Origin of the sequence: Streptomyces sp. V2I9 (assembly GCF_030817475.1) — a bacterium.
Lineage (GTDB): Bacteria > Actinomycetota > Actinomycetes > Streptomycetales > Streptomycetaceae > Streptomyces.
This window is the reverse complement of sequence record NZ_JAUSZJ010000002.1, coordinates 1,028,354-1,054,995: the sequence shown is the minus strand read 5'-3', so window position 1 is coordinate 1,054,995 and position 26,642 is coordinate 1,028,354. Positions and strand designations below refer to the sequence as shown.

Genomic DNA, 26,642 nt, shown 5'->3' with positions numbered 1-26,642 from the left:
CCGGAGGCACCCTCATGTCCAGCACCGAGTCCGCGAAACCGTCGAAACTCCCGCCGTTCGACGCCACGGATCCCCTCGGCATCGACGACCTGCTCGGCCCCGACGACCTCGCTGTCCGCGACACCGTCCGCACCTGGGCCGCCGACCGCGTCCTGCCGCACATCGCCGAGTGGTACGAAAAGGGCGAGCTGCCCGGCATCCGGGAGCTGGCCCGCGAACTCGGCGCACTGGGCGCGCTCGGCATGTCCCTGGACGGGTACGGCTGCGCAGGGGCGAGCGCCGTCCAGTACGGGCTGGCCTGTCTGGAGCTGGAGGCCGCCGACTCCGGCATCCGCTCGCTCGTCTCCGTACAGGGATCGCTCGCCATGTACGCGATCCACCGCTACGGCTCCGAGGAGCAGAAGCGGCGCTGGCTGCCCGGCATGGCGGCCGGCGAGATCATCGGCTGCTTCGGCCTGACCGAGCCCGACCACGGCTCGGACCCGGCCGGGATGCGCGCGTACGCCAAGCGCGACGGTGCGGACTGGGTGCTCACCGGCCGCAAGATGTGGATCACCAACGGTTCGGTCGCCGGGGTCGCCGTCGTCTGGGCGCAGACCGACGAGGGGGAGGACGGCCGGGGCATCCGGGGGTTCGTCGTGCCGACCGACGCCCCCGGCTTCTCGGCCCCGGAGATCCGGCACAAGTGGTCGCTGCGGGCCTCGGTCACCAGCGAACTGGTCATGGACGAGGTGCGGCTGCCGGGCGACGCGGTACTGCCGGAGGCGAAAGGGCTGCGCGGCCCGCTGAGCTGTCTGAGCCACGCGCGGTACGGCATCGTCTGGGGGGCCATGGGCGCGGCGCGCGCCAGCTTCGAGTCGGCCCTCGACTACGCGCGGGTCCGGGAGCAGTTCGGGCGGCCGATCGGCGGTTTCCAGCTCACCCAGGCCAAGCTGGCGGACATGGCGCTGGAGCTGCACAAGGGAATCCTGCTCGCCCACCACCTCGGCCGCCGGATGGACGCGGGGACGCTCCGGCCGGAACAGGTCAGCTTCGGCAAGCTCAACAACGTGCGGGAGGCGATCGAGATCTGCCGCACCGCGCGCACGATCCTCGGGGCCAACGGGATCTCGCTGGAGTACCCGGTGATGCGGCACGCGACCAACCTGGAGTCGGTGCTCACCTACGAGGGGACCGTGGAGATGCACCAGTTGGTCCTGGGCAAGGCGCTCACCGGTCTCGACGCCTTCCGGTGACGGAGGTGCGCCGGAACGCACGCGCCGGCCGGCGGCGTTGACCGGACCCCCTTCCGGCGAGCGCCCTGCTCAGCTCTGGTTGAAGAAGCCGTCGGCCTTGCGGCCGGCGGCTTCGCCCGCCACCACCTGGGTGTCGGCGGGGGAGAGCAGGAAGACGCGGGTGGCCACCCGGTCGATCGAGCCGCGCAGACCGAAGATCAGCCCGGCGGCGAAGTCCACCACGCGCTTGGCGTCGGCGGGGTCCATGGCCGTGAGGTTGACGATCACCGGGACGCCGTCCCGGAACAGCTCGCCGATGGCCCGCGCGTCCCGGAAGCTGTCCGGGGTCACCGTCGCGATCCGGCGGTCCTGCTCCTGGGCGGCCTCCGCGGCCACCTGCACCCGCGGGTCGGTGACCCAGGCCTGGTTGCCCGCACCCGTCTCCGGACCCTCGTTGTACTCGTCGTCGTAGTACCGCTCGTCGTTGTCCTCCACGAGGCCCAGCCAGGCACTTGCCTTGCGCACCGATCCCATGGATGCCTCCTCTCACCGCGGTTCTGTCGTGTTCCGCATCTCTTTCGTATCCCTATGGTCGTCCATGATGCGGATACCGCGCCAAGTAGATAGTCGGCTCGCAGGCGATTCGTGACGCGACTGGTGCAGAGGATGTGGCGATTCGTCAGGGTTCGTCCTGCATCAGGGGGGTTGCGAAAAGAAAATATGATGCTTCGGCCCGTACGGGTGATCCTGCCGACGGACGGGTGAACGGATGGCTCGATACGATGCATGGCGCTCCGGTACGCGAGCGTCGCGCACCGGCTGAACGGCTCACGGGGGAACGTCGTGTTCGGAATCGTCAGGCCCTGTACCCACCGGCTCACCGAAGGACTCAGGACCGAATGGATGGCTCATCTCTGCGGTCTCTGCCTGGCCCTGAGGGCGGATCACGGACAGTTCGCCCGTATTGTGACGAACTATGACGGTCTGATCGTCTCTGTCCTGACGGAGGCTCAGGCGGGCCGGACACCCGCGGGCCGGCGCACCGCGGGCCCCTGTCCGTTGCGCGCCATGCGCACCGCGCCGGTGGCGCGGGGGGAGGGGGCCCGGCTCGCCGCCGCCGTCTCGCTCGTCCTCGCGTCGGCCAAGGTCCGCGACCACGTCGCCGACCGGGACGGGCTGTTGGCCCGCCGCCCGGTCGCCGCCGCCGCGCGCCGGGTGGCGGCCGGGTGGGACCGGGCCGGAGCCAGGACGGGAGCCGCCCTGGGCTTCGACACCGCCCTCCTGGTCGACGCGGTGGACCGGCAGACCGGCATCGAGACGCTCGCCGGTCCCGGCACCCCGCTGCTGACGGTCACCGAACCCACCGAGACCGCCACCGCCGCCGCCTTCGCGCACACGGCGGTCCTCGCCGGGAAGCCGCAGAACGCCGCGCCGCTCGCGGAGGCGGGCCGGCTCTTCGGCCGGCTCGCCCATCTGCTGGACGCCGTCGAGGACCGGGAGGCCGACGCGGCGTCAGGCGCCTGGAACCCGCTGACGGCCACCGGCACTCCGCTCGCCGAGGCGCGCCGGCTCTGCGACGACGCGCTGCACGGCGTACGGCTCGCGCTGCGCGAGGTGGAGTTCGCCGACGCCCGGCTCGTCCACGTGCTGCTCGCCCACGAACTGCGCCGTTCGGTCGACCGCGCGTTCGGCACCTCCTCCTGCTCCCACCAGGAGAGCTCGGGGCTGCTGACGCCGGACGGTTCCTTCGGGCCCCCGCCGGGCAATCCGTACGGGGCACCGCCCGGCACCCCGTACGCCCCCGGCGGTCCGGGCTCCCCGCCGCCCCCGCCGCAGCCGCCCCGCGACCGGCGCGGGCTGATCGCCGGGTGCCTCGTCTGGGCCGGGCTCGCCTGCACCTGCCAGATGTGCTGCGGGAGCTACGAGGACCCCTGGAGCCGGGAGCGGCGGGAGGCGCCCTGCGGCAACTGCGGTGACTGCTGCGAGGCGTGCGACTGCTGCAGCCAGTGCGGCGAGGGCTGCTGCTGTTGCGGAGAGTCCTGCGGCTGCGACTGCTGAGCCGACAGGCCCCGGATCATTTCAGCTCGGGCGGCGAGATCCGCGAGGTCTCGATCGCGGACCCGGAGGTGCCCCACTTCTTCAGGATGCGGTCGTACGTCCCGTCCTCCTTGAGCCGGTTGACCGCGGCCCGGAAGGCGGGGGCGAGCGGAGTGCCCTTCTTGAAGGCGAAGCCCACGTCGAGCCGCTTGAACTCGTTGAGGAAGCGCAGCCCCTCCTGCTGGGTCACCGCGTACCGCAGCCCGTTGATGGTGGACATCACCACATCGCTGCGCTTCTGCTGGAGCGATATCCAGATGGCCGCCGGGTCGGCGTAGGTCTTCACCTCGTAGGGCTTCCTGCCCGCCGCCGCGCACCGGGGCCGGTTCTCCTGGAGCGTCACCTCGAACGTGGTGCCCGCCGCGGTGGCCACGTTCAGACCGCACAGCTGGGTGAGGTCGGTGACCTCCTGGAGCGTGCTGTCCTCGCGGACCGCGAAGCCCTGCCCATCGTTGATGTACGTCACGAAGTCGATGGTCCCCCGGCGTTCGTCGGTGACGCCGAAGTTCCCGGTGCCCAGGTCGTACTTGCCGCTGCCGAGCGCCGGCAGGATCGCCTCGAAGGACGCCACCTCGCGCTCCAGTGTCACCCCGAGCACCCGCGCCGCCGCGTCCGCGAAGTCGATGTCGGCGCCGACCGGGGTGGAGCCGTCCTCCCGGTAGAAGGCGCTGGGCGGGGCGCCCACGGACGAGGCGATCCGCAGCGTGCCCGCCTCGCGCACCCCGGCGGGCAGCAGTCGCGCGGCGGCCTCGTCCTTGCGGACCGCCGAGACCACGTCCGTCTTCGGCACCCTCCCTTCGGCGGCGGTCCCGCCGGATCGGCCGCCCGCCGTGCCGGTCGGCTCGGCGCAGGCGGTGAGCGTGAGGGCGGCGGCGGTGATGAACGCGAACAGGGCGGTATGCCGGGATCGGGACATGGCGGTGCTTCTCCGGGTTCGTCGGGAGAGGCCGGCCACCCCTCCCGGCACGGTGGCACGGCACGGAGCCGTGGCGGCCCGGAGAGCGGTGGAACATCGGCCGGGGAGGGAAGGAAGGATCGACGGGGCGAGGCGGGGGCAACGGCAACGCAGGCCGAGGAAGGGCACGTCAGGGCGAGGGGAGGGCGACGCTGTGTGGTGAAGGTGAAGTCACGCGGGAAACGGGGCTCGAACGCCGGAGGAGAAGCGGCGTGAGCAGGGAGGAACCGGACAGCAGTGGGGTCGGCTCAACAGGAGGAGGACCACACACGACCGAAGTCGATGTGGGAGCGGGTGACCAGCCACTGCTGCGGATGCATGCGCTCAGTGGACCAGCCATCCGGATGCGCGTCAACCGGCGTCCGGCGTACGGCTCACAGTGTGGACAGGCTTGACAACTCCCCGCGCACGCCGCTTATCTCGGAGGCGGACCGGCGCTGAGGGGCCCGGTCCGCGTGTGGTTTCCGGTGTGAAGGTACGCCCCGTGTTCGAGCTGAACCTCCACGGAGCTCCCCATGCCCCCGCAGACCGTCCCACCGCCCTCCTCCCCGTCGCCCGCCGTCTCCCGGTCGGCGGCCGAGGACGGTCCCGAGGCCCTGCCGCGTATCGTCCCGGTGCGCCGAACGGGCCGTCGGGCGGCGGCCGTCGCCGTCCTCGTCCTGCTCGCCCTCGCCCTGAACTCGGTCGTCCGCAACGACGCCTTCCAGTGGGACGTCGTGTTCTCCTACTTCGCCACCGTGCCCGTCCTGCGCGGACTGTGGCTCACGGTCTGGCTCACCGCCGTGGTCATGGTGCTCGGATTCGCCCTGGGCGCCCTGCTCGCCGTGCTGCGGCTTTCCGGCAACCCGGTTCTCCAGGGGGTCGGTTGGGGTTACATCTGGCTGTTCCGGTCCACCCCGATCCTGGTCCAGCTGCTGTTCTGGTTCAACATCGGCGCCCTGTACCCGCAGATCCTCGGCGTCTCCACGACCCGCCTCCTCGGCCCGGTCGCCATCGCCGTCATCGGGCTGACCCTGCACGAGGCCGCGTACGCCGCCGAGGTCGTGCGCGGCGGCATCCTCTCCGTCGAGCGCGGGCAGGTGGAGGCCGCCCAGTCCCTCGGCCTCGGCCCCTGGCGGCGGTTCCGGCGCATCGTGCTGCCCCAGGCGATGCGCTCCATCGTCCCGCCGGCCGGGAACATGCTCATCGGCACGCTCAAGGGCACCTCCATCGTCAGCATCATCGCCGTGCAGGACCTGCTGTACTCCGTCCAGCTCGTCTACCACCGCACCTACCAGGTCGTCCCGCTGCTCCTCGTCGCCACCCTCTGGTACGCGGCCGTCACCACGGTGCTGAGCATCGGCCAGCGCTACGTCGAGCGGTACTACGCCCGCGGCACGGCGGGTGCGCGATGAGCACCGCACCCGCCGTCGTGGTGATCGGCGGCGGACCGCGCGGCACCGGGGTCGTCGAGCGCATCGCCGCCAGCGCCGGTGAGCTGTACGGAGACGCGCGTCTGGACATCCACCTCGTGGACCCCCACCCACCGGGCGGCGGCCGGATCTGGCGGCCCGACCAGTCGCCGCTGCTCTGGATGAACTCCATGGCCGAGGACGTCACCATGTTCACCGACGAGACGGTGGAGCAGGCCGGCCCCGTCGTGGCGGGACCGGCCCTGGACGCCTGGGCCGACGACGTCCGCGCGGGGCGGGTCACCCCGGACGCGGACCCCGCCGTGCTCGCCGAGATACACGCCCTCACCGGGACCGACTTTCCCACCCGGCGCCTCCAGAGCGCCTACCTGCGCTGGACCTACCGGCGCGCCCTGGCCGCCCTGCCGCCCGGCATCACCGTGCACGAGCACCGCACCACCGCCCTCGCCGTCGGCGGTCCGCGCGGCGGCCGCCAGCACGTCCGGCTCCAGGGCCGCGCCGAACCGCTCCTCGCCGACCTCGTCGTCCTGACCGTGGGCCACCTCGACGCCGAGCGGGAACCGGAGCACGCCAGGCTGGGCGACTTCGCCCGGCGGCACGGTCTGGTGCACCTGCCGCCCGACTTCACCGCCGACAGCGACCTCGACGCCCTGCGCCCCGGCGAACCGGTCATCGTCCGGGGCTTCGGGCTCGCCTTCATCGACCTGATGGTCCTGCTCACCGAGGGGCGCGGCGGCCGCCACGAGGGCGGGGTCTACGCGCCTTCGGGCCGCGAGCCGGTCCTGTACGTCGGATCGCGGCGCGGGGTCCCGTACCACGCGAAGATCGGCTACTCCTGGACCGGCGAACGCCCGCCCCTGCCGCGGTTCCTGGGGCCCGAATGGGCCGAGAAGGTGCTGCGCGGGAAGAAGCCGGCCGACTTCCGGAGCGATGTCTGGCCGGTCGTCGTGAAGGAGCTGGGCCACGCCCACTACCACCGGCTGTTCACCTCCCACCCCGAACGCACCGCCCTGGACCACGAGGTCTTCGCCGAGAAGTACGCCGCCGCCGATCCGGGCAGCCCCGAACTGGCCGGCCTCATCGCCGAGGCCGTGCCCGACCCCGCGGACCGGCTCGACCTCGACGCGCTCGACCGGCCGCTCGACGGAGTACGCCACGGTTCGCCCGACGCCCTCCAGGAAGCCCTGCGCGCGTACATCACGGACGACCTGACCCGCCGTCACGACCCGGAGCACAGCGAGGACCTCGCCGTCTTCCTGGGACTGCTCTCCGTCTACGCCCAGCTCGTCCGGCTCGGTGACACCGACCCCTGGTGGCACGGGTTCTTCAGCCATCTGGCCTCCGGCCCGCCCGGCCCCCGCCTCCGGCAACTCCTGGCCCTCTCACGGGCCGGCGTCGTCCGCTTCCTGGGCGCGGGACTCACCGTGGAGGCCGACGAGGAGCGGGGCCTCTTCCGGGCCCGGAGCGCCACCGTCCCCGGCGCGGCCACCGAGGCCCGCGCCCTGGTCGAGGCCCGGCTGCCCGACCCCTCGCTCCGGCACACCGCCAGCCCCCTGCTGCGCGCCCTGCGCGACGACGGGGCCGCGATCACCGACACCGGGCTCCTCTCCGTGGACCCGGCCGACAGCCGGGTGCTGGACCGGGAGGGCCGCCCGCATCCGCGCCGTTTCGCGCTCGGCCCGTTCACCACCGCCCGCGCCGCCGGCGCGTTCACCCGCCCCCGTACCGGCGGTCCCGCCTTCCGGCAGAACGACGCCGCCGCGCGCGCCGTGCTCACGTTCCTGCGCGACCTCTCCTGTCGCGCCGACCGCGCCTCCTGACCCGGCCCGACCCGCCCTCCTCCGTACCGCCCCGTTCCCGTACCGCCGCCGCTTCCGCGCCCAAGGACTCCCTTCATGTCGCTGACCAGCGATCCGCCCATCGACCCGCCCATCGGGCCGCCCACCGTGCAGGCGGACGGGGCCGACGCCGACCACGAGGCGCTCACCGTCGTCCCCGTCCGCCACCCGTGGCGCCGGGCCGCCATCGCCGCCACGGCCGTCCTGCTGGCCCAGTTCCTCAACGGGCTGATCACGAACCCCGGTTGGGAGTGGGCCGTCTTCGCCCGGTTCTTCACCGCGCCGACCATTCTCCAGGCCGTCTGGATCACCCTCCAGCTCACCCTCTACGGAACGGCGATCGGCTTCGCCCTCGGCGTCGTCCTGGCCTTCGCACGGCTCTCGGAGAGCAGGTTCCTGCGGACCGCCGCGTACGGCTACATCTGGGCGTTCCGCTCGATCCCGCTCATCGTGCAACTGCTGTTCTGGTTCAACCTCGCCTACCTCTACGAGGAACTGACGTTCGGCATCCCGTTCGGGCCCGGCTTCTTCGCCTTCGACACGATGAACCTCGTCGGCGCGACCAGCGCGGCCGTCCTCGGCCTCGCCCTGCACCAGGCCGCGTACGCGGCGGAGATCGTGCGCGGCGGCGTACTGGCCGTGGAACAGGGCCAGTTGGAGGCGGCGGCGGCCCTCGGCATCCCCCGGCTCCGGCAGCTGCGGCGCATCGTCCTCCCGCAGGCCATGCGCTCCATCCTGCCCAACGCCGCCAACGAGATCATCTCGCTGTTCAAGGGCACCTCGATCGTCTCCGTCATGGCGATCGGCGAACTCTTCTACCAGGTGCAGGTGGTCTACGGCCGCAACGGCCGGGTGGTGCCCCTGCTGATGGTCGCCACCGTCTGGTACATCCTGCTCACCACCGCGCTCTCCGTCCTCCAGCACTACGTCGAACGCCACTACGCCAAGGGGGCCGTGCGATGAGCGCACCCAGCGATGCCATGGTCGAAATCCGCTCCGTGCACAAGAGGTTCGGTGCCCTGGAGGTGCTGCGCGGGATCGACCTGGCGGTCCGTCCCGGCGAGGTGACCGTCGTCATCGGCCCCTCCGGCTCCGGCAAGTCCACCCTGCTGCGCACCATCAACCACCTGGAGAAGGTCGACCGGGGCTGGATCAGCGTGGACGGCTCCCTGGTCGGCTACCGCAGGGAGGGGAACAAGCTCTACGAGCTGCGCGAACGCGAGGTGCTGCGCCAGCGCACGAGAATCGGGTTCGTCTTCCAGAACTTCCATCTCTTCCCGCACCTCACCGTCCTGGAGAACATCGTCGAGGCGCCCGTCGCGGCGCTGCGCCGCCCCCGCAAGGAGGCCGTCGCCGCAGCGGAGGAGCTGCTGGACCGGGTCGGCCTGCTGGACAAGGCGGCGGTCTACCCCGGCCGGCTCTCCGGCGGCCAGCAGCAGCGCGTCGCCATCGCCCGTGCCCTGGCCCTGGAACCCCGGCTGCTGCTCTTCGACGAGCCGACCTCCGCCCTCGACCCCGAACTCGTCGGGGAGGTCCTCGACGTCATCAAGGACCTCGCCCGCAGCGGCACCACGATGATCGTCGTCACCCACGAGATCGGCTTCGCCCGCGAGGTCGCCGACACCGTCGTCTTCATGGACGAAGGACGCGTCGTCGAACAGGGCCCGCCCGCCGCCGTACTCGACCACCCCGTCCAGGAACGCACCCGCGCCTTCCTCTCCAAGGTCCTCTGAACCGCCTTCCGCCACCGCCTCTCGCCCCAAGGAGTCCGTACGTGTCCGTCCGCCGCGGCACCACCCTCGCCCTCGCCGTGCTCACCGCCACCGGTCTGCTCGCCGCCTGCGGCGCCTCCGACCCCGCCACCGGCCCTGCCGGCCCCGAGGGCCACCAGGACACCGGGGTCGACATCGGCCCCGACCAGGACCGCATCAGGGGCGAGAAGGCGGCTGCCGCCGCCGCCCTCGTCCCCGAGGCGGTCCGCGAGCGCGGCACGCTGCGCATCGGGTCCAGCGCCGACGCCTCGCCGCCGCTCGGCTTCTACGCCACCGACGACCGGACCCGGATCGGCTCCGAGATCGACATCGCCACCCTCGTCGCCGACACCCTGGGGCTGAAGCCGCAGTTCGAGGAGGTCTCCTGGGAGAACCTCTTCGTCGGCCTGGACAGCTCCAAGTTCGACGCCGTCGTGTCCAACGTGACGGTGACCGAGGAGCGCAAGGAGAAGTACGACTTCGCCACCTACCGGCTCGACAACATCGCCTTCGAGGCCGAGAAGGGCTCCGGCTGGAAGGTGAAGGGCCCCGCCGACGTGGCCGGGAAGACGATCTCGGTCTCCTCCGGCACCAACCAGGAGAAGATCCTGCTCGAGTGGAGCGAGGAGAACACCAGGGCCGGGCGCGAGCCGGTGGACATCAAGTACTTCCAGAAGGAGACCGACTACTACCTGGCCCTCCGGTCCGGCCGCATCGACGCCCACCTCGGCCCCAGCCCCAACGCCGCCTACCACGTCGCCACGGCGGGCCGGTCCGAGATCGTCGGCCGGCTCTCCGGGGCCGGCGGGGACCTCCAGGGCAAGATCGCCGCCACCACCAAGAAGGACAGCGGCCTGGTGAAGGCGTACGCCGCCGCGATCGACCACATCATCCGGAACGGCTCGTACGGCGCGGTCCTCAAGCGCTGGGGGCTGAGCGGCGAGGCCGTGGAGAAGTCGGAGATCAACCCGCCCGGCCTGCCGAAACCCACGAACTGACGCCGGCGCCGCGGGCCCGTCGTCGCGGCAGCGCCGCGCCCGGCCCGGCCCCGACGACGCCCCGGCGAGCCTCCCCCCCCCGCCGACCCGAGAGGTCCCGCATGTCCGCCCGTACCCACCTCCACCTCGCCGCCGAGATCGGCGGCCCGCCCCACTACGACGCCGGGCACTACCTCCGGCTGGCCGAGCTGGCCGAGGACGGCGCGCTCGACTACGTCACCCTGGGCGACTCGTTCGCCCGGCCCGGTCTCGACGCGCTCGCCGTCCTCGCCCGCGTCGCCCCCGGCACCGACCGGATCGGCCTCGTCCCGACCGTCACCACCACCCACACCGAGCCCTTCCACGTCTCCTCGGCCGTCGCCACCCTCGACTGGGTGAGCCGGGGCCGGGCGGGCTGGCAGGCAGACGTCTCCACCACCGAGGCGGAGGCCCGGCTGTTCGGCAGGCGCCGCGCCGCGCCCCCCGCCGCGCTGTGGCAGGAGGCCGGCGAGGTGGCCGACGTCTCCGGACGGCTCTGGGACAGCTGGGAGGACGACGCCGAGATCAGGGACACCGCCACCGGTCGCTTCATCGACCGGGACAAGCTCCACCACGTCGACTTCGCCGGCACCGCCTTCACCGTCAAGGGGCCCGCGATCGTGCCGCGTCCGCCCCAGGGCCGGCCCGTCACCGTCCTCGACGCCACCACCGCCCCGGCCCGCGAGGCCGCCGCCCGGCACGCCGACGTCGTCCACATCCGGGCCACCACCCCCGAGCAGGCGGCCGCCGTCCGCGACGAGGTGCGCGCCAGGGCCGCCGCCCTCGGGCGCGACCCGGCGGCCCTGCGGGTCCTGGTCGCCCTCACCGTCGACCTCGGTGACGTGGAGACCACGCCGGAGCCGGGGCTGGAGACCGGGCCGCGGCTCGCCGGGCGCGGCACCTACTTCCGGGGCGGGCCCGTCGATCTCGCCGACCTCATCGCCCGGTGGCACGGCTCCGGCGCGGCCGACGGCTTCCACCTCACCCCCATCACCCCCGAACGCGACCTCGAAAGGATCGTCAACGGCACCGTGGCCCTCCTCCAGCACCGCAGCCTCTTCCGCACCTTCCACCCCGGCGGCACCCTGCGCGAACACCTGGGACTCCCACGCCCCGCCAGCCGGTACGCCACCGCCCGGACCGCCGCGAAGGGGGCCTGACCGTGCCGCGCCCGATGCACCTCGCCGCCCATTTCCCCGGCGTCAACAACACCACCGTGTGGGCCGATCCCCGCTCCGGCAGCCAGATCGACTTCTCCTCCTTCGAGCACCTGGCCCGGACCGCGGAGCGCGGGAAGTTCGACTTCTTCTTCCTCGCCGAAGGGCTGCGGCTGCGCGAGCACAACGGCCGCATCCACGACCTGGACGTGGTCGGTAGGCCCGAGTCCCTGACCGTGCTCAACGCACTGGCCGCCGTCACCGAACGGCTCGGCCTCGCGGCCACCGTCAACGCCACCTTCAACGAGCCCTACGAACTCGCCCGCCGGCTCGCCACCCTCGACCACCTCAGCGCGGGCCGCGCCGCCTGGAACGTGGTGACCTCCTCGGACGCCTTCACCGGGGAGAACTTCCGCCGGGGCGGCTACCTCGACCGGGCCGACCGGTACGTACGGGCCGCCGAGTTCGTCGCCACCGCCCGCGAGCTGTGGGACTCCTGGACGCCCGACGGCGTCTCGCGGCCGTTCTCCCACGAGGGGCCGCAGTTCACGATCTCCGGTGAGTTCACCGTCCCGCGCTCGCCGCAGGGGCATCCGGTGGTCATCCAGGCCGGGGACTCCGACGAGGGCCGGGAGTTCGCCGCGTCCGCCGCCGACGTCATCTTCACCCGCCACGGCACCCTGGAGGCCGGCCGCGCCTTCTACGCCGACGTCAAGTCCAGACTCGCCGCCTACGGCAGGCAGCCCGACGACCTCAGGATCATGCCCGGCGTCACGGTGGTGACCGGCGACACCGACGCCGAGGCGCAGGAGCTGGCGTACGAGATCCGCCGCCGGCAGGTCTCCCCGCAGAACGCGATCCTCGCCGCCGAACAGGTCTGGGGCACCGACCTCTCCGCGTACGACCCCGAGGGCCCGCTCCCCGACTTCGACCCGGTCCCCGACTCCGGGATCACCCAGGGGCGGGTCCGGCACGGCGACCCCCTGGAGACCGCCGCCCGCTGGCGCGCGCTCGCCGAGGCCAAGGGGCTCTCGCTGCGGGGGACCGTCATCAAGACGACCGCCCGGCAGTCGTTCGTCGGCTCGCCCGCCACCGTCGCCGCCGAGCTGACCGCGTTCGTCGACGGACGGGCCGCCGACGGCTTCATCCTCGTCCCCCATCTCACCCCCGGCGGCCTGGACGACTTCGTCGACCGGGTCGTCCCGATCCTCCAGGAGAGCGGGGCGTTCCGCTCCGCGTACACCGGCTCCACGCTGCGGTCGCACCTCGGCCTTCCGGAGCCGGTGTGGAAAGGTTGACCGCATGAGCACGGACGCACAGCAGCAGGAGCAGGGCGGCGGGCCGACCGCCGCGCAGGACTGGCAGCGGTGGCACGAAGGGCGCATCGTCGCCGTCGCAGCCCCGTACGGCCCGCTCTCCCTGACCGGGACCCACTGGCTCGCCGACTACCCGGAAGGGCGAATTCCGGCCGTACCGGGGCGGTGGCGCGAGGACGGCGACGAGGTGGTCCTCACGGCCACCGCCGAGGACGCCCTCACCGTCGACGGCAAGCCCCTGACCGGCGAGATCCGCCTCGGCGCGGACCGCGGGCCGGTCGACGACTCGCGGGTGGCGGCCGGGGGGCGGCGGCTGGTGCTGCTCCGCCGGGAAGGACTGTGGGCGGTGCGGGACTTCGACCCGGCGTCACCCGCGCGGCGCGCCTTCTCGACCATCGAGGCCACCCCGTACGACCCCCGCTGGGTGCTGCCGGGGACCTTCCGCCCCTACGGCGACGACCGGACCGTACGGGTGGCCAACGCGGACGGGGTCGAGCGCGGTCTCGGCCTCGGCGGCGAGATCGCCTTCGCGGTGGACGGCGAGGAGCACACGCTCCGGGTCGCGGTCGAGCCCGACGGGTCGCTGTGGGCCGTCTTCGCCGACGCGACCAGCGGGAACAGTAGCTACCGCTTCCGCTTCCTGCGGCCCGGCGCGCCCTCCGCCGACGGCCGGGTGACGGTCGATCTCAACCGCGCGCTGCTGCCGCCGTGCGCCTTCGCCGATCACTTCATCTGCCCCTTCCCGCCCCCGGGCAACACGCTCACCGTCGCGGTCCCGGCGGGGGAGCGGAACCGCGTCGACGCCTGACCCGGAAGAGGCCCCTCCGGCCCCGCGGGCCCCTCGGCCCGCGGCGCCGGAGGCGTGAGTGACCGGCGTGGCCGAAAGGCATTCTTGCGTCTCCCGTCCGGCCGCCTCGATACTCCGGTCAGCGATTGTCAGGGGCACGGCAACTCCGGAATCCGGACAGGCCCCCGACTGCGCCTCACGGGCCCACCACCCCACAGGAGGGCCCCCGATTCCCCTCGGAGGAACCCGACGTGAGGATCAAGCGCACCAACAACCGCTCCGCTGCGGCGAGACGCGTCCGCACCACGGCCGTCCTCGCGGGGCTCGCCGCCGTCGCGGCGATGGCCATCCCCACCGCGAACGCCGACACGCCCCGTACGTTCAGCGCCGGCCAGCTGACCGCGGCGAGCGACGCCGTGCTCGGCGCCGACATCGCGGGCACCGCCTGGAACATCGACCCGCAGACCGAGCGCCTCGTCGTGACCGTCGACAGCACCGTCTCGCAGGCCGAGATCAACCGGATCAAGAAGGCGGCGGGCGCCAACGCCGGCGCGCTGCGCGTCGAGCGCACCCCCGGCACGTTCACCAAGCTCATCTCCGGCGGCGACGCCATCTACTCCGGCACCGGACGCTGTTCCCTCGGCTTCAACGTCCGCAGCGGCACCACCTACTACTTCCTCACCGCCGGTCACTGCACCGACGGCGCGACCACCTGGTACGCCAACTCGGCCCGCACCACGGTGCTCGGGACGACCTCCGGATCGAGCTTCCCGAACAACGACTACGGCATCGTGCGCTACACCAACACCACCATCCCCAAGGACGGCACGGTGGGCGGCCAGGACATCACCAGCGCCGCCAACGCCACCGTCGGCATGTCCGTGACCCGCCGAGGCTCCACCACCGGCACCCACAGCGGCTCGGTCACCGGACTCAACGCCACCGTCAACTACGGGGGCGGCGACGTCGTCTACGGCATGATCCGCACCAACGTGTGCGCCGAGCCCGGCGACTCCGGCGGCCCGCTCTACTCCGGCACCCGCGCGATCGGTCTCACCTCCGGCGGCAGCGGCAACTGCTCCTCCGGCGGAACGACCTTCTTCCAGCCGGTCACCGAGGCGCTGAGCGCCTACGGCGTCAGCGTGTACTGACCGGCCCCGCCCCCGCCACGTACGGAGCTGTCCGTACATACGTGCCCCCGTCCGGAATTCCGGACGGGGGCTCCCGCTCGCCGGGGGGCTCTTGAGAGGATGGCGCCACGACGGGTCGTCGCGACGGGGCGACGGAGGGTGCCGGGGCGGGCGAGCTCCGGACCGCCCTCCGCTGGGCATCAGGGGGTAGCAGGTCCGTGTACCGCATCGGAGTGACCGGTCACCGCTCCATCCCCGCCGAGGCCGAGACCCATGTGCTCGCGGGACTGCGCGCCGCGCTCCGCGGCCGCGGAGGGGCGATGCAGGCGCTCTCCAGCCTGGCGGTCGGCGCCGACCAGCTCTTCGCCGACCTCGCCCTCGCCTGCGGCGCCGAACTGACCGCCGTCATCCCCAGCGGCGACTACGAGGCGTGCTTCGAGAACGCCGTCGACCTCGCCCGCTACCGGACGCTCAAGGCGCGCGCGGTCCGGGAGGTGCGGCTCGACTTCCCGCACTCCACCGACGAGGCGTACTACGCCGCCGGCACCTACATCGCCGACCACTGCGACCGGCTGCTCGCGGTCTGGGACGGGCTCCCGGCCCGCGGCCTCGGCGGTACCGGCGACATCGTGACGTACGCCCGCACCCTCGGCCGCCCGGTCACCGTGATCTGGCGCGACGGCGTCCTGCGCGGGTGACCCGGCCGGGCCCGCGCCCGGACCGGTGGCGTACGGCGCGGCTTCCCGGCTCACACGCGGTGCCGCACCAGCCAGTCGGTGTGCTCGGGCGACACGATCCGCTCGGTCTCGAACACCGCCGCCGGCCAGTGCCGCTCGGTGAGGGTGGTCTCCATGGCGGCCTGCATCGACTCCAGGTCCTGCTCCACCAGCGAGTGCGCCGAGATCAGCGGGTGGTGCCGGCGCATCTCGTTCCAGGCGAGACAGGCCGCCGCCGCCGCGGACAGCACCCCCGTCAGGCCGAACGACCGGCCCACCCCGAACGCCTGGAGCGCGCTCAGCGCCAGCGCCGGCAGCGTCAGCGCGACGATGGCGCCCGACCACAGGAGCGCCCCGCGCCGGGAAGCCTGCTGACGCCTGCGGTACCAGCGCCGCTGCTCGATGAGCCGGTCCCGTACGTAGGTCTCCTTGCGGACCGTGTACGCCTTGTTCCGTAACGCGCGCATCGACTCCGTGATGAGCCCGCCGGAATCCGGCAGCTCCTCGCGCGGATCGGCCCACCCGACCTTCCGCAACTCCTGGAGACCGTCCTCCAGGCGGTTGGCGAACAGCGCCTCCGGATGCTCGCTCGCGCTGTCGAACGGCGCGCCGTGCACCGCGTACCGCCAGCAGTTGGACTTGATGAACTCGGCCGCCGAACGGTTCAGCTGCCAGTGCGACTTCGCCTTGCGGTGGGAGGCGAGGAACGTCGTGAAGAGCACGCCCAGATACGCCAGCACCGCCGCGCCGTGCAGGACGCGGGCCGCCGGGCCGTCCCCGGCCGACCACGGCAGCGCCGCGGGCACCGTGCCGGCCACCAGCAGCGCCAGCTGCGCCCGCGTGGTGTTCACGGCCTCACGCTGCCGGGCCACCGCGACCGCGTCCGTGTGGTGGTACAGCGCGGGCAGATCGTCGTTCCTGAAGACCATGGATCTCAGCGGCTCGGGCAGCGCCGTCACGGTCGCCTCCGTCTGCAGTTGTCGTCTGACCCGGCCGGACGTCCCCCCTGCCCGTCCGGGGCCACGAGAGTAGGGGCGGGGGTCGGGTGCGGCAAGAGCGCCCGGGGCCCGCTGCCGGTCACCGCGACGAGGTTCGGCCACGTGCGCGCGGGCGGCCTTCCTCACTCGGCGGCGCTGTGGCAAGGTTGCCCAACCGGGCTGTACAGCAGGTGAGTCGGCGTCTCCTTCAGCAGGCGCGGTCACCTCCGGACGGGGGAGGGGCCATCGAGACGGACCGGCGTGGCGCGGCGGAGGACGACATCCCGCTCCAGGACGCCCAGCGCAGGGTGCGGCGCAGCCCGCTGCTCTTCACCGCTCCGCTGGTGCTGCTCGCGGTCCTGGTCCTGATCCTGCTGTGGGAGGCCGTGCGGGCCAATGTCGCCCCCGGCGTCCGGGCCGACTGGCCGTGGCGGCTGGAACTGCTGGACATGGAGGCGCTGGGGAGCCTGCTGGCCGTGGCGACGGGCGTCGTCCTGGCCAGGGCCCAGTACGCCCGTACCGTGCGGCCCTATCTCGGCTACCGGGGCTCCTGGCGCACGGGGCTGCTCGCCGAGGGGAAGCCGGCGTGGCGGGTGGGGATACTGAACGGCGGCCAGCACATCGCCGTGGTCGACAGCTGGGAGTGCCGCGTGGTGCTGCGCGGCGGGTCCGGCGAGGCGACGGCGCCCTGGACCGCCGTCGCGGACGTCGTGTCCGCCCTGACGGCGGCCGGACTCTCGGTCGGCAAGGACTACCAGCTCATCGCCTTCGGGGCGGGGTTTCCGCTGGTCGGCACCGGGAACTACGAGACCGTGCCGGTGGGCGTCTTCTCGCGGCGGTGCGTCGAGAAGGTCGAGTCGCTCCACATCCGGGTACGGGTCACGGATGTCGTGGGCGACAGCCACGAACGCGTCCTGGACTGCATGCGCGGCGCCCGCGCGGAGTACAACGTCCCCGGCGCGGAACCGGTGAACGAGTGAACCGCCGACGCCGGCGAGGCCCTCCGACGGCTTCGGCCGGGGCGGTGCCGGGCGCGTCACGGTTCGCGCGTCGGGCGCCCGTGCGGACGGCTGCGGAGCCGCCCGCAAGCCCCCCACCTGCGCGAGCCGGCGGGGGACCGGCCGGCTCCCCGGCCCGGCGGTCCCGCCGTCCGCTCCGGGCTCGCCCGAGCGGCCGAACGGAGGGCGTGTCCCGGCATGCGAAACACGGGGACGGCGGTCGCTCCGCCGGCAGGTGGAGGGAGCTCGGCGGTAGTAAAGTGCGCATGCCGGACCGTGTGATGACACGGAATCCGACAGCGTTTGAATGTCCGGAAACAGACCCCCTCAGGATCCCCCTAGGACGGCCGTGAAGACCTACGGAACCACCCCTGCCTTCGCCCCGGCGAAGACCCGCGCGACCCTCGCGGCGACCGACGTCCACAGCGCCGAGACGGCCAGGAAGATCAACCGCGCGATCGGCGCGACTACGGCCCGGTCCACCCGGATCTCCACCTTCAGTTCTGCTCTCTGATCCAGCGTCAGGACTGGCTAGAATGGCGGAATGACAGGACCCCTGGTCCCCTTCCGCGAATTCGTTCTCAAGGTGCACAGCAGGTGTGATCTCGCCTGCGACCACTGTTATGTCTACGAACACGCAGATCAGAGCTGGCTGACCCGACCGAAAGTCATCTCCGACGAGGCGATTTCGTGGACCGCCCGGCGTCTGGCCGAGCATGCGACGACCCATGCGCTCCCCTCCGTCACAGTGATCCTGCACGGTGGGGAACCGCTCCTGGCGGGGCCCGCGCGACTGCGACGGGTCTGCGAGGAGCTCGGCTCGGCCCTGAACGGCATCGCTGAGCTGGACCTCAGGATCCACACCAACGGCGTCCAGCTCAGCCCCCGCTACCTCGACCTCTTCGACGAGTTCCACGTCCGGGTCGGGATCTCCCTCGACGGGGACCGCGCCGCCAACGACCGCCACCGCCGGTACGCCGACGGACGCAGCAGCCACCCGCCGGTCCTGCGCGCGATCGCCCTGCTGCGCGAGGAGCGCTACCGCCACCTCGACCTCGGCCTGCTGTGCACGGTCGACGTCCGCAACGACCCGGTGGCCGTGCACGACGCCCTCGCCGAACTCGAACCCCCGCTCGTCGACTTCCTGCTGCCGCACGCCACCTGGGACGCCCCGCCGCCCCGCCCGGACGGCTCGCCCACCGCGTACGCGGACTGGCTGCTGAGGGTCTTCGACCGCTGGAGCGAACAGGGCCGCCCCATGCCCGTGCGGATGTTCTCCTCGGTGCTCTCCACCCTGAGCGGCGGCCCCAGCCTCACCGAGTCCCTGGGACTGGCCCCCACCGACCTCGTCGTCATCGAGACCGACGGGACGCTGGAGCAGGTCGACTCGCTCAAGAGCGCCTACGAGGGCGCCGCCGCCACCGGGTTCGACGTCTTCCGCAACACCCTGGACGAGGTCGCCGCCCACCCGGGCGTCCGGGCGCGCCAGCTCGGCCTGGCCGGAGTCGGCGACACCTGCCGCCGCTGCCCGCTCGTACGCTCGTGCGGCGGTGGGCTCTACACCCACCGGTACCGCTCCGACGACGGCACCGGCGGGGGCTTCGACAACCCCTCGGTCTACTGCGCCGACCTGACCGCCCTGATCCGCGGCATCGAGGACCGGACGGCCACCGCCACCGAGTCGCCCGCCGTCCGGTCGTCCGGCGAACTGCTCGCCGCCCACCAGGACCTGACCCGCACCCTGCTCGCCGTTCTCCACGACACCCTCGACGGGCGGGGCGGGGCGGTCTGGGACGAGGCGTGGCGGCTCGCGGCCGAGGTCGAGGCGGACGGCGCCGGAGCCGACGCGCTCGACGCGGTCCTCGCCCACCCCTACACCCGCACCTGGCTGATCGGGGCGCTGGAGGACGTCGGCGCCGGACGCGGTCTGCCGGAGGCCGCCGCCGCACGGCTCGCCGCGACCGTGGCCGCCGCCGCCGTCCGCGCCGGCCTCGACCTGCCGGTGCCCGTGGCGTACCGCGACGGAAGCCTTCACCTGCCGACCCTCGGCACCGTGCTCCTCGGCGGCCTCCCGGAGCGGGGCGCGGCGGTCGTGCACCCCGCGGACGGCGGATTCCTCGTCCGGGGGGAACGGGCCGCACCCGGCACGGAGGCGCGGCGCATCGCCCGCGACGAGCCCGAGAGCCCGCACTGGCTGCCCGCCCGCGTCCTGCGCCGGGCACCGGCCCCCGCCCTCCTGCTGGATGATCTCGACCCCCTCCGCGACTGCTTCGACGCCCCCGCGACCGGCCGCCTCACCGCTGAGGAGGCCGAGGCGCGAGCCCACCGGATCGGCGAAGCCTGGGCGCTGCTCGCCGACGCCGTACCCGACCAGGCGGCCGAGGCGGCCCGTACGCTCACCACGCTCACCCCGCTGTCCGCGGGCGAGGCCGGGCCGGGGCGGCACGGGCCCGGCGCGCTCGGCATCGGGCCCACGGAGGACCCGGAAAAGCTGGCACTCGGCCTGCTGAGCGGCGCGCGCCGGGCGAAACTGCGGGCGCTCGGTGAAGTGACGGATCTTTACGCCCTGGACGGTACCTGGGAACATCGGACGCCCTGGGGGAGCGAACACGTGACGTTCTCCCGACTGCTGGCCGAGACATTCGAACGGGCGGGGCTCGGACTGTACGAGCCGCGCTACCTCACGGGTGTTCCGGAAGCGCTCGACATGATCGAGAACGCGGCGGAGGTGACGGTCGACGGCAAACAGCTGATCGCCGCTGTCCGCAAGGAGATCAGCGGAACACGGAGCACCGCCGCGAAGAACCGCGACGCAGAACCCCCGCCCTCCGGCCGTTCGCCGGACATTCCGGTGACTGACCGGAAAGTGATGTGCGAATGACCGAACGGCGAGGGGATGAAAACGGTCCGCTCCGGAATGATGAGTTCGCTTGCACTCCCTTCCTCCTTCCGGGATGCGGGTGCTCACACAGGACGGGGGTCGTGTGCACGCATCGACGCAACAGCGAGCGGTGGGCCATCGGCCGTATTTCTTTCTGAGTTACGCCCACACGCCGGGTTACGGTTCCGGCACGGACCCCGATATGTGGGTCGAACGGCTTTTCCAGGACCTCTGCGGTCATGTGATGGCCATGACCGACTTACCCGCCGGAGCGCGCGCCGGGTTCATGGACCGGGAGATACGTTCCGGCGAGGGCTGGTCCGAACGGCTCGGTGACGTCCTCGCCACCTGCCGGGTCTTCGTCCCCCTGTTCTCGCCGCGCTACTTCGCCAGCGAGATGTGCGGCAAGGAGTGGTACGCCTTCGAGCAGCGGGCCATCCACCACCGGGCCCGCTCCAACGAACCGGCCGAGGCCATCGTCCCGGCACTCTGGGTGCCGGTGCCCCCGAGCCAGCTCCCCGGCCCCGCCGAACGGCTGCAGTTCAACCACCGCGACTTCGGGGAACGCTACGTCAGCGACGGCCTCTACGGTCTGATCAAGCTCCGGCTCTTCGCCGAGGAGTACGAGCGGGCCGTCTACGAACTGGCCAAGCGCATCGTGAGCGTCGCCGACACGGTCCGCATCGACACCGGCCGGCCCGTCGACTACCGCCTGGCCCCCAGCGCCTTCGGTTCCCCCGGCAGCGAGGTCGGCGCCCCCCGGCCGATGCGGATCACCATCGCCGCGCCCACCCGCCACGATCTGCCCGAAGGCCGCAGCGGCGACCACTACGGAGACCAACCCCAGGAGTGGAACCCCTACTACCCGGCCTCCGCCCGCCCGCTGGCCTACGTCACCGGGGAACTCGTCCGCTCGCTCAACTACCAGGCCGTGATCACCTCGTTCGACGAGGACCGGCACGACGCCAAGACCCCTCCCAGCACACCGGAGATCCTCATCGTCGACCGCTGGGCCCTGCGGGACGAGGACCACTGCCGCAGGCTCGCCGCCTTCGACGCCGAGAACCGCCCCTGGGTGACCCTGATCGTGCCGTGGAGCCGCGACGACCACCAGAGCAGGGCGGCCGAGGCGGAACTGGCCCAGCGGCTGGAAGCCACCATGCCGGTCAAGATGGGCCAGGGCCGGGCCCTGTGCCGCGCCGCGGCGAAAGGAGTGCCCACGATGGAGGCGTACGGCCAACTCCTGCCCCAGGTGGTCGAGGTGGCCGCCCAGCAGTACCTCAGGTACGCGAAGGCCTACCCGCCCGGCTCCGGCGGCGGCTCCGGCGAGCGGACCCGGCTCACCGGTCCCATGGGCGCCACGAGCTACATACCCGACCCGCACGACCCTGCGACGGAAGCGGAGGACCTATGAGTGCCGGTCGTGACGGGCGCATCGTCACCTTCTACTCGTACAAGGGCGGTACCGGGCGCACCATGGCCCTCGCCAACACCGCCTGGATCCTCGCGGCCAACGGCAAACGGGTGCTGGCCGTCGACTGGGACCTGGAGGCCCCCGGTCTGCACCGGTTCTTCCACCCCTTCCTCGACCCGGCCACGCTCGGCGCGACCACCGGCGTGATCGACCTGATCACCGAGTACGCCTGGGCCGCGACCAGCCCCGCCCAGCGCCCCGAGGACTGGCACCGCGACTACGCCCGCATCCAGCCGCACGCCGTGTCGCTGACCCCGGAGTCGCTGGGCTGGGAGTTCCCGCAGGGCGGCACGCTCGACTTCGTCTCCGCCGGGCGGCAGAACCGCGAGTACAGCGCCACCGTCTCCACCTTCGACTGGGACAACTTCTACGACCGGTTCGGCGGCGGCCACTTCTTCGACGCGCTGCGCGACGACATGAAGGCCAACTACGACTACGTCCTCATCGACAGCCGGACCGGCCTCAGCGACATCGCCGACATCTGCACCGTCCACCTCCCGGACGTTCTCGTCGACTGCTTCACCCTCAGCGACCAGTCCATCGACGGCGCGGCCTCCGTCGCCCGGCAGATCGCCGAGCGCAACACCGGCCGCCCCATCTCCATCTACCCGGTGCCGATGCGCATCGACGAGGGCGAGAAGGAGAAGGCGGACGCCGGACGGGCGCTGGCCCGGCTCAAGTTCGACCGGCTGCCCCGCAACCTGACCGGCGACGAACTCACCGCCTACTGGGGCGCGGTGGAGATTCCGTACCGCCCGTACTACGCCTACGAGGAGACGCTCGCCACCTTCGGCGACGAGGCCGGGCTCACCAACTCGCTGCTCTCCGCCTTCGAACGGCTCACCGCGGTCGTCACCGACCGGGAGATCACCTCGATGCCCCCCATCGGCGAAGAGGTCCGGCTGCGCATCCGCGACGCCTTCACCCGGCGCAGGCCCGCGCTCCCCGCCGACCTCCACCTCTGCTACGTGGCGGAGAACCGGATGTGGGCCGACTGGCTCGAATCCATCCTCACCCGCGCCGGCTTCCGGGTCGTCCCGCGCGACGTCTCCGCCGAGCGCCCGCCCCGGGAGCAGACGGACACCGCCCCGGAGAACGCCGCCCGCACGCTGGTGCTGCTCTCCAGCGCCTATCTGAAGTCCCAGCGCGCCGTCGAGCTGTGGGAGCGGACCGCCGCCGAGGCCGTGGGCAGCGGCCACCGCCGACTCGTCCCGCTGCGGGTCGGGGACGTACGCCTGAGCTCCCCGTACATCGACCGCAACCCGGTCGACCTCTTCCGGCTGGACGAGGTGCACGCCACCACCGCCGTGATGCGGGCCCTGGACCGGCCGGTGCAGATCACCGACGGCGTCCCGCCCGGACCGCGCTTCCCCGGCACGGTGCCGAGGATCTGGAACGCGCCGCCCCGCAACCCCGGCTTCACCGGCCGCTCGCTCGTCCTGGAGCGGATGCGCGACCAGCTCGGCGGCGGCCTCGCCGTCGTCCTGCCGCAGCCGCAGACCCTGTACGGACTCGGCGGCGTCGGCAAGACCCAGGTGGCCCTGGAGTACGTGCACCGCTTCATGGCCGACTACGACCTGGTGTGGTGGATATCGTCCGAGCAGCCCGACGACGTGGTGGCCTCGCTCGCCGAACTCGCCGTCCGGCTCGGCGCCCAGGGCGGCGACGACATGGCGGCCGCCTCCCAGGAGGCCGTCGACCTGCTGCGGCGGGGGGTGCCGTCGGACCGCTGGCTGCTGGTCTTCGACAACGCGGACGACCCCGAGCAACTGCGCCGCTACTTCCCGCAGGGAGGCTCCGGCCACATCCTGGTGACCTCCCGCAACCAGAGCTGGTCCCAGCACGGCGACGCGCTGCCCGTGGACGTCTTCCTCCGCGAGGAGTCGATCGAGCACCTCCAGCGCCGGGCTCCGGGGCTCAGCGACGAGGACGCCGACCAGGTGGCCACCGCGGTGGGCGACCTGCCGCTCGCCGTGGAGCAGGCGGCCGCCTGGATCGCGGAGACCGCCACCCCCATCGACGCCTACCTCGACCAGCTCGCCCGGCAGGCGCCCCAGGTCCTCGCGCTCAACCAGCCGGCCGGCTACCCCGAACCGGTCGCGGCGACCTGGAACATCTCCATCACCCGGCTCAAGGAGCGTTCGCCCGCCGCCGTCCGGCTGCTCCAGCTCTGCGCCTTCTTCGCACCCGAGCCGATCTCCGCCAACCTCCTCTACAGCAAGGAGATGATCGACGCGCTCAAGCCGTACGACTCCTCGCTCCAGGAGAAGCTGGTGCTGGGCCGGGTCATCCGGGAGATCGGCCGGTTCGCCCTCGCCAAGGTCGACCAGGTCTCCAACTCCGTCCAGGTGCACCGCCTCGTCCAGGCCGTGATCAAGGCGCAGCTCAGCGAGGAGGAGCAGCGCGAGGCACGGCACGTCGTCCACCGCATCCTGGCCGGCGCCCGGCCCGACGACGACGAGCCCATAGACAACCCGGAGACCTGGCCGCGCTTCGCGACGATCTGGCCGCACCTCGGCCCGTCCGACGCCCGCAACTGCAAGGAGCCGGAGACCCGCAGGCTCCTGATCGACCGGGTCCGCTACCTCTGGAAGCGCGGCGACGTCAGGACCGCGTGGGCGCTGGGCGAGGAGCTGCGCGAGATCTGGCGCGAGCAGCTCGGCGAGCGCGACCTGCAGTACCTGTACCTCTGCTTCCACCTCTCCAACATCCTGCGCACCCGCGGGCGTTACGTGGAGGCGAGGGAACTGGACGAGTTCACGCTGGAGCGGCAGCGGGAGGTGCTGGGACCCGAGCACCCGCACACGTACATGACCACCAGCAGCCTCGCCATCGACCTCGGTCTGCTCGGGGAGTACGAGCGGGCCATCGAGATGGCGACCGAGGCCCACGAGGGGTTCGGGCAGATCTTCCACGACTCCCATCCGCGGACCCTGGCCGCCGCCAACAACCTGGCGCTGAACCTCCGCAGCGTCGGCCAGTACGCCCGTGCCCGCGAGATCGACCAGGACGTCTACGACCTGCGCACCCAGGTGCTCGGACCGGCCCACCCCTACAGCCTCTCCTCCGCCATGAACCTGGCGCGCGACCTGCGGGAGGTCGGCCGGTACGAGGACTCGGTGACGCTGCTCAGCACGACGTACAACAGCTTCAAGGAGACGATGGGCCGCACCTTCCCCGCCACCCTGAGCGCGGCGAAGAGCCTCGCGGTGTCGCTGCGCAGGGCGGGCCGGCTGGAGGACGCCCGGCGGCTCACGGTAGCGACCCGTGCCCGGTACCGGGCGAAGTACACCACCGCCAACCCCGAGTCGCTGGCCTGCGACCTCAATCTGGCGGCGGACCTGTTCGCGGCGGGCGAGAGCGTGGAGGCGCGCGACACCGCGCAGGAGGTCGTCGACCAGTACATGAAGGTGCCGGGGGAGAAGCACCCGTACACCCTGGCGGCGCAGAACAACCTCGGCGTCTACCTGTCGGGCGCCGGGGACCCGGAGGCGGCGGAGCGGGTGCTGAAGCTGGTCGTCGCCACCATGCGGGAGACGTTCGGCCACGAGCACCCCAACACCCTCTTCTGCGTGATGAACCTGGCCAGCGCGACCGCCGACCTGGGCGAGCTGGACATCGTGCTGGAGACCGAGCAGCGGCTGGCCGTGCAGGTGCGCGACGCGCTCGGGGCCCATCACCCCGAGACGCTGGCGGTGACCTCGAACATGGCGGTCACGCTCGACGCCATGGGCCGGCAGGACGAGGCGGCGCAGCTGCGGTCGGAGCTCGTCGTCGAGCTGGTGCGTCAGCTCGGCGAGGACCATCCGCTGGTCCGGATCGCCCGGACCCAGGACCGGTTCCGGCGTGAGCTGGAGCCGATGGCGGTGTGATGCCGCGCGCCGGGAGGCGGGTCCTCCCGGCGCGGTCGTCCCGGTTCAGCCGCCGTCCAGGTGCTCCCGCTCGTCCAGCAGCCAGTCCAGGACGCGGGGGAGTACGGACAGCGCGTCGAAGTGCGCAGCCGCCGGTTCCAGTACGGCGGTGGCGCCCGGGATCTGCCCGGCCAGCCAGCGGGAGTGGCCCACGGGCGTGAAGACGTCCTTCTCGCCGTGCCAGAGCATCACCCGGCCGCTGATCCGGGCCGGATCGAACCCCCACGGGCTGCAGAAGGCGATGGCGTCGTCGATCCAGCCGTGCGCCGAGGTGCGCAGTCCCTCGCTGTAGTTGCGCAGCAGCATGGACCGGATGCCCGCATCGTTGACCACCACCCGGTCGGAGTCGGTCAGTTCGCGGCGCAGGTCGTCCAGGAGTCGTACCGGGTTCTGCCGGATCTGGTCGGAGCGGAGGGTGAAGGATTCCGCGAACCCGTCCGGGTCGGCGGCCGCCGTGGAGTACGCGTCCACGTTGGAGGCGGCCATGCCGTGGAACCAGTCGAGGCCGGCCGCGTCGCGGGGCGCGAGCCCGACCAACGCCGCGGTACGGGTGACCCGCTCGGACAGCAGCGCCGCGCAGGCCAGCGCGTGCGGGGCCCCGCCGGAGCGGCCCACGACGGCGAAGCGCGCGAGGCCCAGGGAGTCGGCGATGGCCCGGACGTCCTCGGCGACGTCGCGGACCCGGCGGCCGGCGTGGCGGTCGCTGCCGCCGTACCCCGGCCGGTCGTAGGTGATCAGCTGCGTGTGGCGCTGGTACAGGACCATGGAGCGGGGAGCGGGACCGAGCCTGCTGCCCGGAGTGCCGTGGAGCAGGAAGACCGGTCTTCCCCGTGGGTCCCCCCGGCGCTCCACCATCAGATGCCGCCCGTCCGCCGCGAGCACCCGACTGCGCACCCGTGCCTCCTCCGCTCGGTCACCCGGCCGGCCCGGACACGGTGTGCCCGGCGTGTGTCGCCGCTTCGATGATGACCCATCAGAGGCGTTACGGGGACTGTTCGACCGCCGGGAACTG

General features: G+C 72.5%; 21 protein-coding genes. 17 read left to right on the top strand and 4 right to left on the bottom strand.

The genetic code is table 11. The annotated features are described in order from the left end of the window. Positions 1-14: 14 nt before the first annotated feature. A complete protein-coding gene (locus QFZ71_RS04710) occupies positions 15-1,235 on the top strand; it encodes an acyl-CoA dehydrogenase family protein (RefSeq protein WP_307666984.1) in 1,221 nt (406 codons plus the stop codon). 69 nt (positions 1,236-1,304) lie between these two features. On the opposite strand, the gene QFZ71_RS04705 is transcribed toward QFZ71_RS04710, so the two are convergent. Then, positions 1,305-1,748, bottom strand: a complete 444-nt coding sequence (locus tag QFZ71_RS04705; protein ID WP_307666983.1) for a cell division protein SepF — start codon at positions 1,746-1,748, stop codon at positions 1,305-1,307. Between the two features lie 309 nt (positions 1,749-2,057). Here QFZ71_RS04705 and QFZ71_RS04700 point away from each other — a divergent pair, with 309 nt between their 5' ends. Further along, positions 2,058-3,272, top strand: coding sequence for a DUF5685 family protein (locus tag QFZ71_RS04700; protein ID WP_307671341.1), 1,215 nt, complete (start codon positions 2,058-2,060; stop codon positions 3,270-3,272). A gap of 16 nt (positions 3,273-3,288) precedes the next feature. On the opposite strand, the gene QFZ71_RS04695 is transcribed toward QFZ71_RS04700, so the two are convergent. Further along, entirely contained in the window at positions 3,289-4,227 is a 939-nt protein-coding gene (locus QFZ71_RS04695) for an ABC transporter substrate-binding protein (RefSeq protein ID WP_307666982.1), read from the bottom strand. 554 nt (positions 4,228-4,781) lie between these two features. Here QFZ71_RS04695 and QFZ71_RS04690 point away from each other — a divergent pair. The 10 genes from QFZ71_RS04690 (at position 4,782) to QFZ71_RS04645 (ending at position 15,371) form a co-directional block, all read left to right on the top strand. Continuing rightward, a complete protein-coding gene (locus QFZ71_RS04690; RefSeq protein WP_307666981.1) occupies positions 4,782-5,660 on the top strand; it encodes an amino acid ABC transporter permease in 879 nt (292 codons plus the stop codon). Then, positions 5,657-7,498, top strand: coding sequence for an FAD/NAD(P)-binding domain-containing protein (locus tag QFZ71_RS04685; protein WP_307666980.1), 1,842 nt, complete (start codon positions 5,657-5,659; stop codon positions 7,496-7,498). Before QFZ71_RS04690 ends, QFZ71_RS04685 begins: the two co-directional genes overlap by 4 nt. Positions 7,499-7,573: 75 nt before the next feature. Next, positions 7,574-8,479: an amino acid ABC transporter permease gene (locus QFZ71_RS04680; protein ID WP_307666979.1), complete on the top strand. Its 906-nt coding sequence runs from the start codon at positions 7,574-7,576 to the stop codon at positions 8,477-8,479. Between the two features lie 17 nt (positions 8,480-8,496). Further along, entirely contained in the window at positions 8,497-9,249 is a 753-nt protein-coding gene (locus tag QFZ71_RS04675) for an amino acid ABC transporter ATP-binding protein (RefSeq protein WP_307671340.1), read from the top strand. A gap of 41 nt (positions 9,250-9,290) precedes the next feature. Next, a complete protein-coding gene (locus QFZ71_RS04670; protein ID WP_307666978.1) occupies positions 9,291-10,265 on the top strand; it encodes an ABC transporter substrate-binding protein in 975 nt (324 codons plus the stop codon). A gap of 101 nt (positions 10,266-10,366) precedes the next feature. Continuing rightward, positions 10,367-11,443, top strand: coding sequence for an LLM class flavin-dependent oxidoreductase (locus tag QFZ71_RS04665; RefSeq protein ID WP_307666977.1), 1,077 nt, complete (start codon positions 10,367-10,369; stop codon positions 11,441-11,443). A 14-nt stretch (positions 11,444-11,457) separates the two neighbouring features. Next, entirely contained in the window at positions 11,458-12,738 is a 1,281-nt protein-coding gene (locus QFZ71_RS04660) for an NtaA/DmoA family FMN-dependent monooxygenase (RefSeq protein ID WP_307671339.1), read from the top strand. Positions 12,739-12,742: 4 nt separating this feature from the next. Beyond that, complete coding sequence (locus QFZ71_RS04655) at positions 12,743-13,564, top strand: DUF1684 domain-containing protein (protein WP_307666976.1); 822 nt, start codon at positions 12,743-12,745, stop codon at positions 13,562-13,564. A gap of 230 nt (positions 13,565-13,794) precedes the next feature. After that, on the top strand, positions 13,795-14,694 hold the full coding sequence (locus QFZ71_RS04650; protein WP_307666975.1) for a S1 family peptidase: 900 nt from the start codon (positions 13,795-13,797) through the stop codon (positions 14,692-14,694). Between the two features lie 197 nt (positions 14,695-14,891). Continuing rightward, on the top strand, positions 14,892-15,371 hold the full coding sequence (locus QFZ71_RS04645) for a hypothetical protein (RefSeq protein WP_307666974.1): 480 nt from the start codon (positions 14,892-14,894) through the stop codon (positions 15,369-15,371). Between the two features lie 50 nt (positions 15,372-15,421). Here QFZ71_RS04645 and QFZ71_RS04640 read toward each other — a convergent pair whose 3' ends face one another. Continuing rightward, a complete protein-coding gene (locus QFZ71_RS04640) occupies positions 15,422-16,318 on the bottom strand; it encodes a DUF4231 domain-containing protein (protein WP_307671338.1) in 897 nt (298 codons plus the stop codon). A gap of 239 nt (positions 16,319-16,557) precedes the next feature. Here QFZ71_RS04640 and QFZ71_RS04635 point away from each other — a divergent pair, with 239 nt between their 5' ends. The 5 genes from QFZ71_RS04635 (at position 16,558) to fxsT (ending at position 25,591) form a co-directional block, all read left to right on the top strand. Then, on the top strand, positions 16,558-17,346 hold the full coding sequence (locus QFZ71_RS04635) for a hypothetical protein (protein WP_307666973.1): 789 nt from the start codon (positions 16,558-16,560) through the stop codon (positions 17,344-17,346). Between the two features lie 367 nt (positions 17,347-17,713). Then, the gene (locus QFZ71_RS04630) at positions 17,714-17,878 is read left to right on the top strand and encodes an FXSXX-COOH protein (protein ID WP_307666972.1); all 165 of its coding nucleotides are present in this window, start codon (positions 17,714-17,716) and stop codon (positions 17,876-17,878) included. Between the two features lie 30 nt (positions 17,879-17,908). Then, on the top strand, positions 17,909-20,245 hold the full coding sequence (fxsB, locus tag QFZ71_RS04625) for a radical SAM/SPASM protein FxsB, inactivated metallohydrolase extension form (protein ID WP_307666971.1): 2,337 nt from the start codon (positions 17,909-17,911) through the stop codon (positions 20,243-20,245). Between the two features lie 73 nt (positions 20,246-20,318). Then, entirely contained in the window at positions 20,319-21,659 is a 1,341-nt protein-coding gene (fsxC, locus tag QFZ71_RS04620) for an FxsC protein (RefSeq protein ID WP_307666970.1), read from the top strand. Further along, positions 21,656-25,591, top strand: a complete 3,936-nt coding sequence (gene fxsT / locus QFZ71_RS04615; protein ID WP_307666969.1) for an FxSxx-COOH system tetratricopeptide repeat protein — start codon at positions 21,656-21,658, stop codon at positions 25,589-25,591. The genes fsxC and fxsT overlap by 4 nt, the downstream gene beginning before the upstream one ends. Positions 25,592-25,636: 45 nt before the next feature. Here fxsT and QFZ71_RS04610 read toward each other — a convergent pair whose 3' ends face one another. Continuing rightward, the gene (locus tag QFZ71_RS04610; RefSeq protein ID WP_307666968.1) at positions 25,637-26,524 is read right to left on the bottom strand and encodes an alpha/beta fold hydrolase; all 888 of its coding nucleotides are present in this window, start codon (positions 26,522-26,524) and stop codon (positions 25,637-25,639) included. Positions 26,525-26,642: the final 118 nt, after the last annotated feature.